The sequence below is a fragment of the Paenibacillus athensensis genome (genome assembly GCF_004514475.2).
Lineage (GTDB): Bacteria > Bacillota > Bacilli > Paenibacillales > NBRC-103111 > Paenibacillus_AL > Paenibacillus_AL athensensis.
Map to the genome: position 1 here is coordinate 20,055 of NZ_MYFO02000020.1, position 14,451 is coordinate 34,505.

The 14,451-nt window shown below is 54.3% G+C and carries 18 protein-coding genes and 1 tRNA gene; 16 read left to right on the plus strand and 3 right to left on the minus strand.

What is annotated here, in order from left to right:
• Positions 1-37: 37 nt before the first annotated feature.
• Together B5M42_RS23650 and B5M42_RS23655 are read left to right on the plus strand one after the other, a co-directional pair.
• A complete protein-coding gene (locus tag B5M42_RS23650) occupies positions 38-1,195 on the plus strand; it encodes an aminotransferase class V-fold PLP-dependent enzyme (protein ID WP_134755629.1) in 1,158 nt (385 codons plus the stop codon).
• A 26-nt stretch (positions 1,196-1,221) separates the two neighbouring features.
• Positions 1,222-1,722 (plus strand): DUF4446 family protein, encoded by a 501-nt coding sequence (locus tag B5M42_RS23655; protein WP_134755627.1) that lies wholly within the window; start codon positions 1,222-1,224, stop codon positions 1,720-1,722.
• On the opposite strand, the gene yyaC is transcribed toward B5M42_RS23655, so the two are convergent.
• Positions 1,688-2,302 carry a spore protease YyaC gene (yyaC, locus tag B5M42_RS23660; RefSeq protein ID WP_134755625.1) on the minus strand — a complete coding sequence of 205 codons (615 nt, stop codon included), beginning with the start codon at positions 2,300-2,302 and terminating at the stop codon, positions 1,688-1,690. The two genes, B5M42_RS23655 and yyaC, sit on opposite strands and share 35 nt — an antisense overlap.
• A gap of 98 nt (positions 2,303-2,400) precedes the next feature.
• Here yyaC and B5M42_RS23665 point away from each other — a divergent pair, with 98 nt between their 5' ends.
• The 5 genes from B5M42_RS23665 to B5M42_RS23685 all read left to right on the plus strand — a co-directional run bounded on the left by B5M42_RS23665 (position 2,401) and on the right by B5M42_RS23685 (position 4,638).
• Positions 2,401-2,643: a DUF3343 domain-containing protein gene (locus B5M42_RS23665; RefSeq protein WP_134755667.1), complete on the plus strand. Its 243-nt coding sequence runs from the start codon at positions 2,401-2,403 to the stop codon at positions 2,641-2,643.
• A 15-nt stretch (positions 2,644-2,658) separates the two neighbouring features.
• A complete protein-coding gene (locus B5M42_RS23670; RefSeq protein ID WP_230633166.1) occupies positions 2,659-3,528 on the plus strand; it encodes a mechanosensitive ion channel family protein in 870 nt (289 codons plus the stop codon).
• A 1-nt stretch (position 3,529) separates the two neighbouring features.
• Positions 3,530-3,745 (plus strand): DUF951 domain-containing protein, encoded by a 216-nt coding sequence (locus tag B5M42_RS23675; RefSeq protein ID WP_134755624.1) that lies wholly within the window; start codon positions 3,530-3,532, stop codon positions 3,743-3,745.
• Between the two features lie 258 nt (positions 3,746-4,003).
• A tRNA-Ser gene (locus B5M42_RS23680) sits at positions 4,004-4,091 on the plus strand.
• Positions 4,092-4,215: 124 nt separating this feature from the next.
• Positions 4,216-4,638 carry a hypothetical protein gene (locus tag B5M42_RS23685; RefSeq protein ID WP_134755622.1) on the plus strand — a complete coding sequence of 141 codons (423 nt, stop codon included), beginning with the start codon at positions 4,216-4,218 and terminating at the stop codon, positions 4,636-4,638.
• Between the two features lie 124 nt (positions 4,639-4,762).
• Here the strand turns inward: B5M42_RS23685 and B5M42_RS23690 are convergent, their stop codons facing one another.
• Together B5M42_RS23690 and B5M42_RS23695 are read right to left on the minus strand one after the other, a co-directional pair.
• Positions 4,763-5,029, minus strand: coding sequence for a hypothetical protein (locus B5M42_RS23690; RefSeq protein WP_134755621.1), 267 nt, complete (start codon positions 5,027-5,029; stop codon positions 4,763-4,765).
• Between the two features lie 24 nt (positions 5,030-5,053).
• Complete coding sequence (locus tag B5M42_RS23695; protein WP_134755619.1) at positions 5,054-5,242, minus strand: YjzC family protein; 189 nt, start codon at positions 5,240-5,242, stop codon at positions 5,054-5,056.
• Between the two features lie 247 nt (positions 5,243-5,489).
• Between B5M42_RS23695 and rpsF the strand changes: the two genes are divergently transcribed.
• The 9 genes from rpsF (at position 5,490) to rplI (ending at position 14,316) form a co-directional block, all read left to right on the plus strand.
• Positions 5,490-5,777, plus strand: a complete 288-nt coding sequence (rpsF, locus tag B5M42_RS23700) for a 30S ribosomal protein S6 (protein WP_134755617.1) — start codon at positions 5,490-5,492, stop codon at positions 5,775-5,777.
• Positions 5,778-5,812: 35 nt separating this feature from the next.
• On the plus strand, positions 5,813-6,304 hold the full coding sequence (gene ssb / locus B5M42_RS23705) for a single-stranded DNA-binding protein (RefSeq protein ID WP_134755615.1): 492 nt from the start codon (positions 5,813-5,815) through the stop codon (positions 6,302-6,304).
• Positions 6,305-6,352: 48 nt separating this feature from the next.
• Positions 6,353-6,640 (plus strand): 30S ribosomal protein S18, encoded by a 288-nt coding sequence (rpsR, locus tag B5M42_RS23710; protein WP_134755613.1) that lies wholly within the window; start codon positions 6,353-6,355, stop codon positions 6,638-6,640.
• Positions 6,641-6,880: 240 nt separating this feature from the next.
• Positions 6,881-8,722 carry an assimilatory sulfite reductase (NADPH) flavoprotein subunit gene (locus B5M42_RS23715; protein WP_134755611.1) on the plus strand — a complete coding sequence of 614 codons (1,842 nt, stop codon included), beginning with the start codon at positions 6,881-6,883 and terminating at the stop codon, positions 8,720-8,722.
• A gap of 38 nt (positions 8,723-8,760) precedes the next feature.
• Positions 8,761-10,482: an assimilatory sulfite reductase (NADPH) hemoprotein subunit gene (gene cysI, locus B5M42_RS23720; protein ID WP_134755609.1), complete on the plus strand. Its 1,722-nt coding sequence runs from the start codon at positions 8,761-8,763 to the stop codon at positions 10,480-10,482.
• A 186-nt stretch (positions 10,483-10,668) separates the two neighbouring features.
• Positions 10,669-10,971, plus strand: a complete 303-nt coding sequence (locus B5M42_RS23725) for a MazG-like family protein (RefSeq protein WP_134755607.1) — start codon at positions 10,669-10,671, stop codon at positions 10,969-10,971.
• Between the two features lie 7 nt (positions 10,972-10,978).
• A complete protein-coding gene (locus B5M42_RS23730; protein ID WP_230633165.1) occupies positions 10,979-11,893 on the plus strand; it encodes a DUF2232 domain-containing protein in 915 nt (304 codons plus the stop codon).
• Positions 11,894-11,911: 18 nt separating this feature from the next.
• The gene (locus tag B5M42_RS23735; protein ID WP_134755603.1) at positions 11,912-13,873 is read left to right on the plus strand and encodes a DHH family phosphoesterase; all 1,962 of its coding nucleotides are present in this window, start codon (positions 11,912-11,914) and stop codon (positions 13,871-13,873) included.
• Entirely contained in the window at positions 13,870-14,316 is a 447-nt protein-coding gene (rplI, locus tag B5M42_RS23740) for a 50S ribosomal protein L9 (protein WP_134755601.1), read from the plus strand. The genes B5M42_RS23735 and rplI overlap by 4 nt, the downstream gene beginning before the upstream one ends.
• Positions 14,317-14,451 lie beyond the last annotated feature (135 nt).

Consider the following 14,451-nt stretch of genomic DNA (forward strand, 5'->3'; position numbering starts at 1 on the left):
AAGGTATGCTATATTTGTGTGCGGAGGGGGAGAGTAAATGAACGCACAGTTATATTTCGATAACGCCGCGTCGTCGTGGCCCAAGCCGCCGATGGTGGTAGATGCGATGAGTCGGTGTATACTGGAATATGCCGCCAACCCGGGACGGGGAAGCCATCGGATGGCGGTGCAGGCGAGCCGGATTTTGTTTGAAACGAGAAAGCATGCCGCGAAGCTATTCGGGATCAAAAACCCTAACGATATTTCATTTGCTTTGAATACGACACATGCTTTGAATCAAGCGATCAAAGGCTTTGTGCGCGAGGGCGATCATGTGATTTGTACGAGCATTGAACATAATTCAGTGCGCAGGCCGTTAGAGTATTTACGCGAGGCACGGCATGTACAGGTTACTTACATTCGTAACGATGAACGTGGGTATATGGATTTGAAGGAGCTGGAACAGGCTATCCGACCGAATACGTCGCTTGTTGTTGTCAATCATAGCTCTAATTTAATGGGAACCATCATGCCGGTAGGTGAGATTGGCGAGTTGTGCCGGAGCAAAGGTGTGAGGCTGCTCGTAGACGCGGCTCAGAGCGCCGGTGTGCTGCCTGTTGATGTAGAAAGTATGAATATTGATCTATTGGCTTTCCCGGGCCACAAGGGGCTCCTAGGGCCTCAGGGGACGGGGGGGCTTTATATCCATCCCGACATCGAGTTTGAACCGCTGATGCATGGAGGAACAGGCAGTCAATCGGAGGCTATTCAGCAGCCAAAGGTGAGACCGGACAGATATGAAGCAGGTACGCAAAATACGCCTGGGTTGGCCGGATTGAACGAAGGAATCAAGTTTGTCTTGAATGAAACGGTAGCACGCATCCACGAGAAGGAATGGAGATTGACGCAACGAATGATGGAAGGTTTGTTGGGAATCTCAGGGGTGCGCGTGCTGGGTCCGGAATTGGGACAAGATAAAACGGGGATCGTCGCCTTTACCCTCCAGCAAGCGGAAGCTTCGGAGGTCGCGTTCATTCTTGATCAATCCTTTGGCATTGCGGTGCGTGCGGGCTATCATTGTACGCCGTTGGCGCACGCAGCGGCCGGTACGCTGGGAGCCGGAGCCGTGAGGGCGAGTCTGGGGTATTTTACAACGGACGATGAGGTTGAACAATTTATTGCAGCTATTCAAGAGATCAGCGCACAGCTGGGATAGAAGGCGCGAAAAGAGGGAGTAAGGTCATGGGGGAACTGTTTCAAACCACAGAAGGTGTTTTGCTGGCAGGAAATATGGTTGTTTCGTTGATTTTGCTGATATTATTCATCGTATGGGCAGTCAAGCTTTCCAAGCTGCGCAGGAAATACACGCAAATGATGAACGGCGGTCAGGTCGACGATCTGGAGGGGCTACTGACCGAAATTCAGATGAAGCTAAATACGCAAAAGGCTGAGTCTGATCAGACTGCAGCCAAGGTGGAACAAATCATTACCAATGTAAAATCCATGAAATCGAATGTGGCGATTCATCGCTATAATGCGTTTGGAGAGCCGGGAAGCGATTTGAGCTTCACGGTAGCGATGCTGGATGACCAGGATAATGGTCTGATTATGACCGGGATTCACAGCCGGGAGCAAACTTATATCTATGCGAAGCCGGTGCAAAAAGGACAGTCGACGTATACGCTGAGTCCGGAGGAGAAGGAAGCGATTACTCTAACGGCAAAGCAGAAGCTGCGGTTGTAAATTGCAGCCGCTTTAGCGCGTGATGGATGGCGTCGCCGATAATATGGGCCATGCTCATGACCAGGCTGAGCCGGGTATTTTGCAGCACAAAATACTCCATAAATCCAGATACGTTGACGATGCCGGTGACGTGGATGTTGCCGACAGGAGGCAGCTCTTTGTTTACGCCCGCCCCTGGCTTGAGCGGCCCATTGGCGATTTGAATGCAGCCAACACTTGAAACTTGGCCCAGACAGGCATCGACGGCAACGATGTAGGGATTGTCAAAATGCGCTTGAATGCGCTGAACGGTTTCAGCCAGATTCATGGCATGGACGGGTTCGTCCAGGGTGCCGAACAGGTGAAAGTTGTTCATTTTCTGGCGCTGGAGGTGCGAGCCGACAAGCGGCCCCAGAGAATCGCCCGTTGAGCGGTCGGTGCCGACGCAAATGATCACGATAGGTTGATAGCGTGGTAGATTCATAAAAAGATGATGCAGATGCTTAGAAAGAGTCGAGAGCGAATCCGCGTCGGTATACGGAATTTTAAGCGGACCTTGGGGCTGGTCTTTTGTTGCGTCCGCATGGAAATGAAATTTCATAGGATAGATCCCTCCGTCGCTATAATTTTTACTAGTATACGGATAAATAAGGGAATTTATACGTAGGAAGGGAAGAGATTCTCTTGAACGATTCGCTGATGCTGTTGGCCTTTGATTCGACGCAGCAGGCGCTGCGCGCAGAGATGCTGCTGGAGTATGCGGACATCGACATCGATATCCGGCCAACGCCCAAGGAAGTGACGGCGGGCTGCGCGTTGTCGATTGAATTTCCCGGAGCGGAGCTGGTGCAGGTGCAGGACATTATCAGGTCCGAAAGCGTGGAAATCCGCGGGATTTATTTTAAAAGAGAAGGCAAGTATGTTACGATGGAGGAAGGTTAGGAGGGAGCTTCTTTGGTGTTGGTCGATAAGCTGATAGAGTGGGGAAAGCTGCATTTCACGGACCCAGACAGGTTGGCGGCTTTGCTGTTGATTGCAGTCAAGATCGTTCTGATCTATGTGGCGGCGCGGATGCTGATCAAAATCGCCAATAAAGCGATCTCCCATATGATGACGGCCCGGAAGCGGGCACCGCTCAAGTTTGATCAACGGCGGGCGAACACGATTGGCAAGCTGGTCCATAATCTAATTTCGTATACCGTCAACTTCATAAGTATTTTGCTTATTTTGGGGCAGCTGGGTATCAATCTGGGGCCGCTGCTGGCTGGAGCCGGGGTGCTGGGTCTGGCGATCGGCTTTGGCGCTCAAAGCTTGGTGAAGGATGTGATCACCGGCTTTTTCATTATTTTCGAGGATCAATTCGGCGTGGGGGATGTTATTCAGATCGATCAGTTCAAAGGTACGGTGGAGGAGATCGGCATTCGGGTGACGCGGATTAAAAGCTGGACCGGCGAGGTACATATTATTCCGAACGGGAATATTAAGCAGGTGACGAACTTTTCGTTATATAATTCTTTGGCTGTGGTGGATGTGTCGATTGCGTATGATGCAGACGTCGATGCAGCGGTCAAGGTGCTGAAGGAAACGGTCGGGGAGCTGTATCAAAGCTCGGAGAAAATCGTCAAGGAGCCGGAGGTGCTCGGTGTGCAGGCCTTCGGCAACTCGGAGCTGCGGCTGCGAATTACGGCGGAATGCTTACCGAACGCGCAAGGGGAAATCGGACGGCTGATGAATGCCGAAATTAAGAAGAAGCTGGATGAACACGGCATCGAGATGGCTTACCCGAAAACCATTACGTATATGAGAACGGAGAAGGCGGCGGAATAGGATGGAAAAGAAGGTCTATCAATTGGGCGATATTGTTCAGATGAAAAAACCGCATCCCTGCGGAACGAACGAGATGGAAATTATCCGCATGGGGATGGATATTCGCATTAAGTGCGTGGGCTGCAAGCATAGCGTGCTCGTTCCGCGGACGAAGTTCGAAAGCAAGCTGAAGAAGGTGCTGCGTTCGGCGGCTCCTGGCGAGGGAAGCGAGACGTAGGTTAGGGCGTGAAGCAGCTTATATAGAAATGGAGCTAAAATCTCTTGCGATTCGTTGGCAGGAGTTTTTTTGTTTTTTAGCTATAAAATACATTTTTTTACTTTCGTTTGCTCTATCATACACGTATAATGAGAGAATCTAGGTATGGGGCTTTCGTGCATTTTTACAAAGAAACAGTTTGAAAAATTTGACTTTATTGCCGAGCTTGCCAAGCGTAAGGGTTTGTGATACTATAGTTCTTGCGCCACTTTTGAATGGGGAAAGGTACCCAAGAGGCCCAAGGGGGCTGACTCGAAATCAGCTAGGCGGCTCGCGCCGTGCGTGGGTTCGAATCCCACTCTTTCCGTAACAAGAAAGACCCAAGGTTATAGAAGAAAGTCTTCTGCTCAAGCAGGAGGCTTTTTTCTTTATTTTGCATAAAAGCGGGTGGGCACCGGCACAATAGGGGTAAAAGGACGAGGAGGTGCAGGATGCGCGCATGGATAGGAATGGCGATGGCCTGCCTGATCGCACTGCCAGTGTCGGGCTGCTCGAATCAGCAAGCCGGGGAGACGACGGCCACGCCGACAGCAGGAAGCCCGACAGCGCCGTCGCCGGGCGCCCAGACCGGAGCGGGAGCTACGCCGGCGGCTACAGCCGCTGCTTCGCCGACGGCTTCGACACCGGCAGCGGAGAAGCTGCCGACCATCACCCGCGATGCGGTGGATAAGCTCAAGCCGACGAGCAAGATCAACGAGGTAGAGAAGGCGGCAGGCTCGAAAGGCAAGCTGGTCAAGGACGAGAACGGTAAAAAAACGTATGAGCTGCAGCTTTCGGGCGAAGGTCATTACTACGTACACATTACGTATGATAAGGACGGTAATATTTTAGAAAAGAATATATTTCAAAAATAAAAAGCGCCGGCGTCGCTCCAGCTCATCACGAGTCCTGAAGCGAACGCGGCGCTTTTTGGTGCGGCTCCGTTCCATCTTGCAGCAACGGGCTGCACAGACAGCGCGTGAAGCGGTCACAAGGGCCCTACCAGCGGCTCCGCCTACGGGTGTAAGCAAAGCGATCAATTACATACCCGATAACCGCCCATGAAGCGACGGTAAGGGCATAGATGACAAGCAGCTTCCCTGCCGAGACGTTATAAACGCTCGTGAACATGGAGGCGAACCAGAGCGGCACGCTCAGCGAGTAAAAGATCATGTAGATGGAGTCAAACTGGTGAAACACGTAATGAATCAAGCAGAGGGCCGCGCCGATCGCGGTAAACAGTACGGTAAATGTTTTAGTTCTCACATGGAACGCCCCTTAGCGGCAATTTTATTGCTTCATGTCCTTACGCTTCCATTTACGGTTGTGGTTGCTGGTGTCGGGGAAAGTGTCGCCTTTTTTCAAGGAGACAATCTTCGGATTGTTGACGCCCATATGAAACGCGTCCTCACCGATTTCGATGTACTGCCCGTCGTTTGGCGCGGTATCCCCGGGACTGAATTGCGTCCATTCGCCCATTGTGTTCACCACCTTTCTGTGCAGAGAAATGATGTCTCGGAGGTAGCGTTCCCGAAAGCGGGCGCAGCCATGTGATGCGTAAATTTCCAGTACCGCTGCAAGTGCGGACGGACGAGCTTGTCAAATGTTTGCGAATTTGCTATAGTATTTAGGTGCGAGTTTTGAAAAAGAATCCTCGCTCCTTGCTCCGCAGCCGATGCGAGTCGGTTGAACGCGGGGCCGCTTAGTCCAAAAGGAGGTGAAACACATGCGCAAATACGAAGTGATGTACATTATTCGTACAGATGTTGAACAAGAACAAGTTCAAGCTACTGTAGAAAAGTTCCAAAACATCATCACCAACGGTGGTGGCGAAATTACCAAGCAAGATCTGATGGGTAAACGCCGTCTTGCGTATGAGATCAACAAGTTCCGTGACGGTCACTACGTGCTCGTTAACTTCAACGCAGAGCCTGCAGTTGTAGCGGAATTGGATCGCGTACTGAAGATTACGGACGAAATCATTCGTCACTTAATCGTTGCCGACGTAGCCTAAGAGCTGCCAGTAATTTCGTCAGGAGGGAATGGACCATGTTGAACCGCGTCATTCTCATCGGAAGATTGACCCGTGACCCGGAGCTTCGCTATACGCCGGCCGGAGTAGCCGTAACGCAATTTACGCTTGCAGTCGATCGTCCTTTCACCAACTCCCAGACCCGCGAACGGGAAGCTGATTTTATCCCGGTTGTGACTTGGAGGCAGCTGGCCGAAACTTGTGCGAATTATTTGCGCAAAGGACGACTGGCCGCGGTAGAGGGTAGAATTCAGGTGCGTAACTACGACAATAACGAGGGACGCAAGGTATATGTCACTGAGATTATTGCCGATAACGTTCGTTTCCTGGAATCGAGCAATGCCAATCGCGAAGAAGGCGGCGGACCGGGACCAGGCGCAAGCTATGGTGGCGGCAACGGAGGCGGAGGCGGCAATCGATACGGTGGCGGTGGATCGCGCGATCAGCAGGACCCTTTCATCGATGACGGCAAGCCGATCGACATCTCCGATGATGATTTGCCGTTCTAAACGAGCGGCGGGAACGAACATTCTAAAGTAGAAAGGACTGACAACATCATGGCTTTCCAAAAGAGAGATAACGGAGGCGACGATCGTGGCGATCGCAAATTCGCTCCCCGTGGTAAAGGCGGAAAAGGTAAACGCCGTAAGGTTTGTTACTTCACCGTAAACAAAATCACTCACATTGACTATAAAGATATTGAAACGCTCAAGAAATTCATCAGCGAGCGCGGTAAAATTCTGCCTCGTCGTGTAACGGGTACTTCCGCGAAGTATCAACGCGCTCTGACGATTGCGATCAAACGCTCGCGTCAAATCGCGCTGCTGCCTTACACAACGGAATAGGAACTACGCGCTAAACGGACAGCCGGCCAGCCAATTGGGTCGGCTGTTTTTGCTTGCCAAGGACCGCTCATTTGACGGAGCCGGGTGATTTTCGCTTTTATCAGCTTATCTGATAAATCATATAAAATCATTCTAATTGACCCTACAGGCTGGCTGTGTTAGGTTCAGGAGAGTGAATAATCGATAGATGATGCAGTCTGGGAAATCAACATCCTTGCATGTCATGAGAGGTGGATTCAGTTGGAACTTCAAGTAACGAACAGTCCTTTTAGTCAGGAGCAGGTGGAGCTGCTGAACAAGCTGCTGCCGAGCCTGACGGATTCGCAACGTATTTGGCTTAGCGGCTATTTGACGGCGCTTCAGGGCGCTGGTGTAGCAGCAGGAGCCGTTCCTGTGAACGTGGCTGCGGTGCCGGCTGCCGCTGGCACACCGGCACCGGCTATTTCCAAGGAAGTAACCGTGCTTTTCGGCTCGCAAACGGGTAAATCGCAGGGCTTGGCCAAGAAGCTGACGAAAAAGCTGGAGGAGCTCGGCTTCCAGCCGACGTTGTCCTCAATGGCGGATTTCAAGCCGAACGGTCTGAAAAAAGTGCAAAACCTGCTGATCGTCGTCAGCACGCATGGCGAGGGAGAGCCGCCGGATAGCGCGCTCGCTTTCCATGAATTCCTGAACAGCAAGCGCGCGCCGCAGCTGGAGGGGCTTCGCTTCTCCGTACTGGCGCTGGGCGATACGTCTTATGAATTCTTCTGCCAAACCGGCAAAGACTTCGACAAGCGTCTGGAGGAGTTGGGCGGTAAGCGAATTGTACCGCGCATGGATTGCGACGTGGACTTTGACGAGGCTGCTGCGGAATGGACGAATCAAGTGCTGGGCGCGCTGAGCGCAGCAGCAGCTCCTGCGGCCGTTAGCGCGGCAGCGGCTGGAGCCGCGGCAAGCGCTGCAGGCGGTCAGGAGTCCGAATATTCGCGGACGAATCCGTTCCAGGCGGAAGTGCTTGAGAACCTGAACCTCAACGGTCGCGGCTCGGACCGCGAGACGCGCCATGTGGAAATTTCGCTGGCGGGCTCGAACCTGCAATATGAGCCGGGCGATTGCCTGGGCATTTACCCGGAGAATCACCCGCAGCTTGTGGACGAGCTGATTGCGGCGTTCGGCTGGAACGCCGACGAGCAAGTAGCCGTCAACAAAAACGGCGACAAGCGCTCGGTGCGCGAAGCGCTGCTGCGTTATTTTGAAATTACCGTGCTGACGAAGCCGCTGCTGGAGCAAGCCGCCAAGGTGACCGGCAACGAAGCGCTGCAGCAATTGCTGGCAGCGGGCAACGAGCAATTGAAGGCCTATATCCAGGGCAGGGATCTGCTGGATCTGGTGCAGGACTACTCGCTTAAAGGCATTGCTGCCGCCGATTTCATCGCGATTCTGCGCAAGCTGCCGGCACGTCTGTATTCGATCTCCAGCAGCCCGTCGGCTTATTCGGAGGAAGTACACGTTACGGTGCGCGCTGTTCGTTACGAAACGAATGGCCGCGAGCGCTACGGCGTCTGTTCCGTACAGCTCGCCGAGCGCGTGCAAGCCGGCGATCACCTGCCGGTCTATATCCAGCATAATCCGAACTTCAAGCTGCCGGAGAACCCGGATACGCCGGTCATCATGATCGGACCGGGAACGGGCGTAGCGCCGTTCCGTGCCTTTATCGGCGAACGTGAAGAAACGGGAGCGGCCGGCAAGAACTGGCTGTTCTATGGCGATCAGCATTTTTCGACGGACTTCCTGTATCAAGTGGAATGGCAGCGCTGGCTCAAGGACGGCGTGCTGACGCGCATGGACGTGGCGTTCTCCCGCGATACGGATAAAAAAGTATACGTGCAGCACCGCATGCTGGAGAAAAGCCGCGAGTTCTACCAATGGCTGCAAGAGGGCGCGCATGTGTATGTATGCGGCGACGAGAAGAAAATGGCGCATGACGTACACGCGGCGTTGCTTGCGATTCTTGAGCAAGAGGGCAATTTCAGCCCGGACGAAGCTGCGGAATATTTGACCCGGATGCAACAGCAGAAACGTTATCAGCGGGATGTTTACTAAGCGTAGCGCCCTAAGATTACGAGAGGAGAACGGCCAACATGTCAGAAAACAATTTGCTTAATCCCAACAGCGCCCCGCACAGCGATGTTGAAGAAATTAAAATTCGCAGTAACTACCTGCGCGGCAGTCTGGAAGAAACGCTGCAGGATCGCATAACGGGCTCAATTCCGGAAGACGATAACCGTTTGATGAAATTCCACGGCAGCTATATGCAGGACGACCGCGATTTGCGTAACGAGCGGGCCAAGCAAAAGCTGGAGCCGGCTTACCAGTTCATGCTGCGCGTGCGCGCGGCAGGCGGCGTTGTAACGCCGGAGCAGTGGCTGATGATGGACCGCGTTGCTCAGCAATACGCAAACGGCACGATTCGTCTGACGACGCGTCAATCGTTCCAGCTGCACGGCGTGCTGAAATGGAACATGAAAAGCACGATCCGCGAGGTGAACGATTCGCTGCTCAGCACGCTGGCGGCTTGCGGCGACGTGAACCGTAACGTGATGTGCAACCCGAACCCGCATCAGTCCGAGGTCCACGAGCAAGTGTACAAATGGGCTTGCGAGGTGAGCAATCATCTGGACCCGCGGACGAAGGCGTACCACGAAATCTGGCTCGACGGCGAGAAGGTGGTCGACAGCCGCAGCGATGAAGAGCAGGAGCCGATCTATGGCCGCGTCTATCTGCCGCGGAAGTTCAAAATCGGCATTGCCGTACCGCCGTCCAACGATGTGGACGTGTTCTCGCAGGATCTGGGCTTTATTGCCATCGTGGAGAACGGCAAGCTGGTCGGCTTCAACGTCTCGGTCGGCGGCGGTATGGGCATGACGCACGGCGATCCGCTGACGTATCCGCAAGTGGCGCAAGTGATCGGCTTCATCAAGCCGGAGCAAATGGTCGATCTGGCCGAGAAAACGGTCACGATTCAGCGTGATTACGGCGACCGCTCCGTGCGCAAGCACGCGCGCTTCAAGTATACGATTGACGACCGCGGCATCGACTGGTTCGTGGGCGAGCTGACCGCGCGTCTGGGCTGGAGCCTGGAGCCGGCGCGCGCGTACCATTTTGACTCCAATGGCGATCGTTATGGCTGGGTGAAGGGCAGCAACGGCAAATGGCACTTCAATCTGTTCATTCAGAACGGCCGCGTCAAGGACGAGGACGGCTACCTGCTGATGACGGGCCTGCGCGAAATTGCCAAGATTCACAACGGTGATTTCCGTCTGACGGCGAACCAGAACCTGATCATCGGCAATGTTAGCACGCAGAAGAAGAAGAAAATCGAAGAGCTGATCAAGCAATACGGCTTGACGGACGGCTTGCATTACTCGGCGCTGCGCCGCAGCTCGATGGCGTGTGTAGCGCTGCCGACATGCGGTCTGGCGATGGCGGAATCGGAACGTTATCTGCCTGAGCTGATGGACAAAATCGAGCCGATGCTGGCGGAAGCGGGCCTGAGCGACGAGGAAATCGTCATTCGGATGACGGGCTGCCCGAACGGCTGCGCCAGACCGATGCTGGCGGAGATTTCGTTTATCGGTAAGGCGCCAGGCAAATACAATATGTATCTGGGCGGCGGCTTTGCCGGCAACCGGCTGAACAAGCTGTACAAAGAAAACATCGGCGAAGCGGAGATTCTGTCCTCGCTGCAGCCGATCATTACGCAGTATGCAAAAGAAAGAACGCCCGGCGAGCATTTTGGCGATTTCGTCATTCGCGCCGGTTATGTCAAAGAAGTGCGCTGCGGCCAGGAATTCCACGGCTAAGCGAGCTGACGGCGAAGAGCATTCGAGAGGATGCTCTTCGTTTTTTTGTGTCTGGAGGGATTCGCCTTTTCTTGTTCGCGGGTATTTTGTGGTATAATCGAAGGCAAAGCCTTTTTGACCAGTCCGAAGTTTTCATTTGTACAAGGGTGAGGATATTCAAACCGATACAGGTTGGGGGAGAAGGTAGTGGAGAAGGACGTCGATTTGGCCCGAAGGGTCAAGGTTATCGAATGGCTGAAGACCGAAGTCGTCGATCAGGTCGCGCATTTGCTGAAGGGGATTTGGGAAGGCAATCAGGCGAAGATCGTGGACGGGCTGGCCAGTCTGATCTCTTGCGGCTACATCTTGGGGCGGCGGCTGGGCATCTCTTATCAGAGCCTGGACGAAGCCATTGCCGATAAATTGAAGAAGCATCGCAAGGATGGTCACCAGCTGGAGGATTGGTACGGCGACATTTCATCTTTGGAAGAACATTTGCGTAAGAGGTGATCCCACGTTGGGGAAGCGTAGTTGGCACGGCCTGATATGGAGTTTGGTTACGGTGGTATGGCTGCTGTCGTTCATGACGCCGCTGCTGCCGTTGACGATTGGATTTTTGATGGTGCCTGTCCTGATGCTGTATGTCAAAACGACCACGCGATCGTTTATCCTGTATTATGTCGGCAGCCTGCTGGTCGTCTATTTGCTGTCGGCGCTGCAGGGCTTGTTCCTGATCTCGATCTCGTTGTTCTTTCTGCCGCCGGTGCTGGCAATGGGCAGCTTGTACAAGCGCAAGGCTGCGGCGCGCACGGTGCTGACGGCCGGGACGGTAACGCTGCTTGGCGAATCGCTGCTGAGCTTGATGATCAGCGCGCTGTCGGGGTTGAATCCGATCGGCAGCTACAAAGCGATGATGAACGATTATTTCCAGAATATTATGCAGCCGGCGCTCAAGCAGATGCTGGGCAGCGATCAGGACTTGTATTTGAATGCGATGGTGCAGTGGATTCCGACCTTTTTGATTATGATGGCGGTGTTTTATGTGTTCGTCTCGCACGGCTTGAGCCGCTGGCTGTTGAATAAGACCGGCGAGTCGATCCCCGGGTTGCGCCCGATGCGCGAGTGGATGCTGCCGCGGACGTTCGTCTGGCTGTATTTGCTGGCTTTGATTCTCGGGTTGTTCATCCCGACGTCGACATCGATGGTCTCCACGATTTTGCAAAATCTGCTGCCGCTGCTGATTTTCGTGTTTACGATTCAGGCGTTGGCTTTCTTGTATTACATCATTCATCAGAAGGGCTGGAACCGCGCGCTGCCGTTTACGGCGACGGCGCTGCTGGCGATTATGTGGCCGCTGATGTTTGTGTACAGCTTGCTGGGGGTTGTTGACGTGGCATTCCCCATTCGGGAGCGGTTTAAGAAAAATATGTAGGAGCAGGAGCTGCTGGCCATGCCCAAATTTCTGTTAAAGCGGTGGCACGGACTTCATGTTGTCTGGCTGTTTGCGCTGCTGCTGCTGCTGACGGCGGTGATTTTTGCCTATCAATGGGTGTTAGGCGTCGTCGCTTTTCTTCTCACCGGCTTGATGGCTTATTATACGCTGCAAGCGGAAGCGGCTTTCCGCCGCGACTTTGCCGGCTACATCGGGACGATTACGCATCGCGTGAAAAAGGCGGGCAATGAGGTGATGAGTGGCTTGCCGATCGGTATTATTCTTTATAATGAAGAGAAGCGTATCGAGTGGCACAATCCGTTTATTGCCAAGATGCTGGAGCTGGATTCCGTGATCGGCGAGTCGCTGTACGAGCTGTTTCCGGATATCAAGAGCAAGAAGGAAAAGGACGACAAGCTGGAAATCGTGGTCGGCAAGCACATCTATCAGGTGTGGGTCAAGGCGGAAGAGCGTCTGCTCTATGTCCGCGAGATCACCGAGCAGGCCAATCTGGCGAAGCGGTATGAGGACGAGAAGACGGCAATCGGGATCGTCATGCTCGATAATCTGGACGAAGCGACGCAGGGGCTGGACGACCAGACGCGCAGCTTGCTGATGGCCAAGGTGACGGGCGAGATTACGGAATGGGCGCAAAAATACCAGCTCTACCTGCGCCGTACCGCCTCGGACCGCTTCCTGATTCTGATGGACCAGCGGGCTCTGCGCAGTCTGGAGCAAAGCCGGTTCGAAATTCTCGACGACGTGCGTGATTTGACGATTGAGAACAAGCTGCCGCTGACGCTGAGCATCGGCATCGCTTCCGGCGTGGAACAGTTGGTGGAGCTCGGCTCGATGGCGCAGATGAGCCTCGACATGTCGCTCGGCCGCGGCGGCGATCAGGTGACGGTAAAGGTAGGGCAGCGCTTGTCGTTCTACGGCGGACGGACGAACGCGGTGGAGAAGCGCACACGGGTACGGGCGCGGGTCATTTCGCATGCCTTGCGCGATTTGATGAAGGAAAGCGATTCAGTAATTGTGATGGGTCATCGCTTTCCGGATATGGATTCGGTCGGCGCGGCGGTCGGTGTGCTGAAGGCGGTGCAGGTGGTTGGCAAGGAAGGCTTCATCGTGCTGGAGGGTGTGAACCCATCGATCCAGAAGCTGATGGAGGCGCTCGCTGGCGACGAGAAGCTCGGCCGCAGGTTCATTACGCCGGAGCAGGCGATGCAGATGATGACGCCGCGGACGCTGGCCGTCGTCGTCGATACGCATAAAGCGTCGATGGTCGCCGAGCCCAAGCTGCTGCAGCTGACCAATCGCGTGGTGGTGGTGGATCATCACCGGCGCAGCGAGGAGTTCATTAATGAAGCGACGCTGGTCTATATGGAGCCGTATGCGTCCTCGACGTGCGAGCTTGTGACGGAGCTGCTGCAGTACATCAACGACAAGCTGAGCCTCGACGTGCTGGAGGCCACTGTGCTGCTTGCCGGCATTGTCGTCGATACGAAAAGCTTCAGCTTGCGCACGGGCGCGCGCACGTTCGAAGCCGCGTCGTTCTTGCGGCGCAACGGGGCCGATTCCGGGCTCATTCAGCGCATGCTGAAGGAAGATCTCGACGCGTATATCAAGAAGGCGGAGATTATCAAGCATACGGAGATTTTGCACGAGCATATCGCTTTAGCCGTAGCGGAGCCGAATCGCAAATATTCTCAGTTGATGATTGCCCAGGTAGCTGATACATTGTTGAATATGACGAACATTATGGCTTCCTTTGTAATCAGCGAGCGTCAGGACGGCCTGATCGGCATTAGCGCCCGATCGCTCGGCCAGTTGAATGTACAGCTGGTGATGGAGCGGCTGGGCGGCGGCGGTCATTTGACCAATGCAGCGACACAGCTCGACGGCACGCTGGAGGAAGCGACGAAACGGCTGAAGCATGTGATTCAGGAGATGAAGGATGAGGAGGGACTTTTCGAATGAAGGTCGTATTTTTGAAGGACGTTAAGGGTCAAGGGAAAAAAGGGGAAGTGAAAGAGGTTTCCGAGGGCTATGCGCAAAATTTTCTGATTGCCAAGGGTTTGGCATCCCCGGCTACGCAAGGAACCGTCAAGCAGCTCGACAACCAGAAGAAAGCCGAGCAGCGCCGCAAGGATCAGGAGAAGGCCGATGCACAGGCGTTGGGCGTGAAGCTGGGCGAGATGACGGTGGTCATTAAAGCCAAAGCGGGCGAAGGCGGCCGGTTGTTCGGCGCCATCACCAACAAGCAGGTCGCGGAAGCGCTGGAGAAGCTCGGCATCCAAGTGGACAAGCGCAAAATCGTTATGGACGAGCCGATTCGCACGTTGGGCGTAACGAAGGTGCCGGTTAAGCTGCACAGCGAGGTTACGGCGTCGCTGAACGTGCAGATCAGCGAAGAGAAGTAATTGACACGCAGGACATGCTTGATTGAGGCAGCGCGGAGCTTGACGGAACGGGATAAGATGGTCCTAGCCGTCGGGTGCTGCGCTGCCGCCGTGTTACGCCGGCTGGGCCTGCAGTCGGCAGAGAGCCAAAGCATA

Excerpts from the sequence above, each read along its gene's own strand:
- B5M42_RS23650 (WP_134755629.1), top strand. The coding sequence starts at position 38 with ATGAACGCACAGTTATATTTCGATAACGCCGCGTCGTCGTGGCCCAAG.
- B5M42_RS23655 (WP_134755627.1), top strand. The coding sequence starts at position 1,222 with ATGGGGGAACTGTTTCAAACCACAGAAGGTGTTTTGCTGGCAGGAAAT.
- yyaC (WP_134755625.1), bottom strand. The coding sequence starts at position 2,302 with ATGAAATTTCATTTCCATGCGGACGCAACAAAAGACCAGCCCCAAGGT.
- B5M42_RS23665 (WP_134755667.1), top strand. The coding sequence starts at position 2,401 with ATGCTGTTGGCCTTTGATTCGACGCAGCAGGCGCTGCGCGCAGAGATG.
- B5M42_RS23675 (WP_134755624.1), top strand. The coding sequence starts at position 3,530 with ATGGAAAAGAAGGTCTATCAATTGGGCGATATTGTTCAGATGAAAAAA.
- B5M42_RS23685 (WP_134755622.1), top strand. The coding sequence starts at position 4,216 with ATGCGCGCATGGATAGGAATGGCGATGGCCTGCCTGATCGCACTGCCA.
- B5M42_RS23695 (WP_134755619.1), bottom strand. The coding sequence starts at position 5,242 with ATGGGCGAATGGACGCAATTCAGTCCCGGGGATACCGCGCCAAACGAC.
- rpsF (WP_134755617.1), top strand. The coding sequence starts at position 5,490 with ATGCGCAAATACGAAGTGATGTACATTATTCGTACAGATGTTGAACAA.
- ssb (WP_134755615.1), top strand. The coding sequence starts at position 5,813 with ATGTTGAACCGCGTCATTCTCATCGGAAGATTGACCCGTGACCCGGAG.
- rpsR (WP_134755613.1), top strand. The coding sequence starts at position 6,353 with ATGGCTTTCCAAAAGAGAGATAACGGAGGCGACGATCGTGGCGATCGC.
- cysI (WP_134755609.1), top strand. The coding sequence starts at position 8,761 with ATGTCAGAAAACAATTTGCTTAATCCCAACAGCGCCCCGCACAGCGAT.
- B5M42_RS23735 (WP_134755603.1), top strand. The coding sequence starts at position 11,912 with ATGCCCAAATTTCTGTTAAAGCGGTGGCACGGACTTCATGTTGTCTGG.
- rplI (WP_134755601.1), top strand. The coding sequence starts at position 13,870 with ATGAAGGTCGTATTTTTGAAGGACGTTAAGGGTCAAGGGAAAAAAGGG.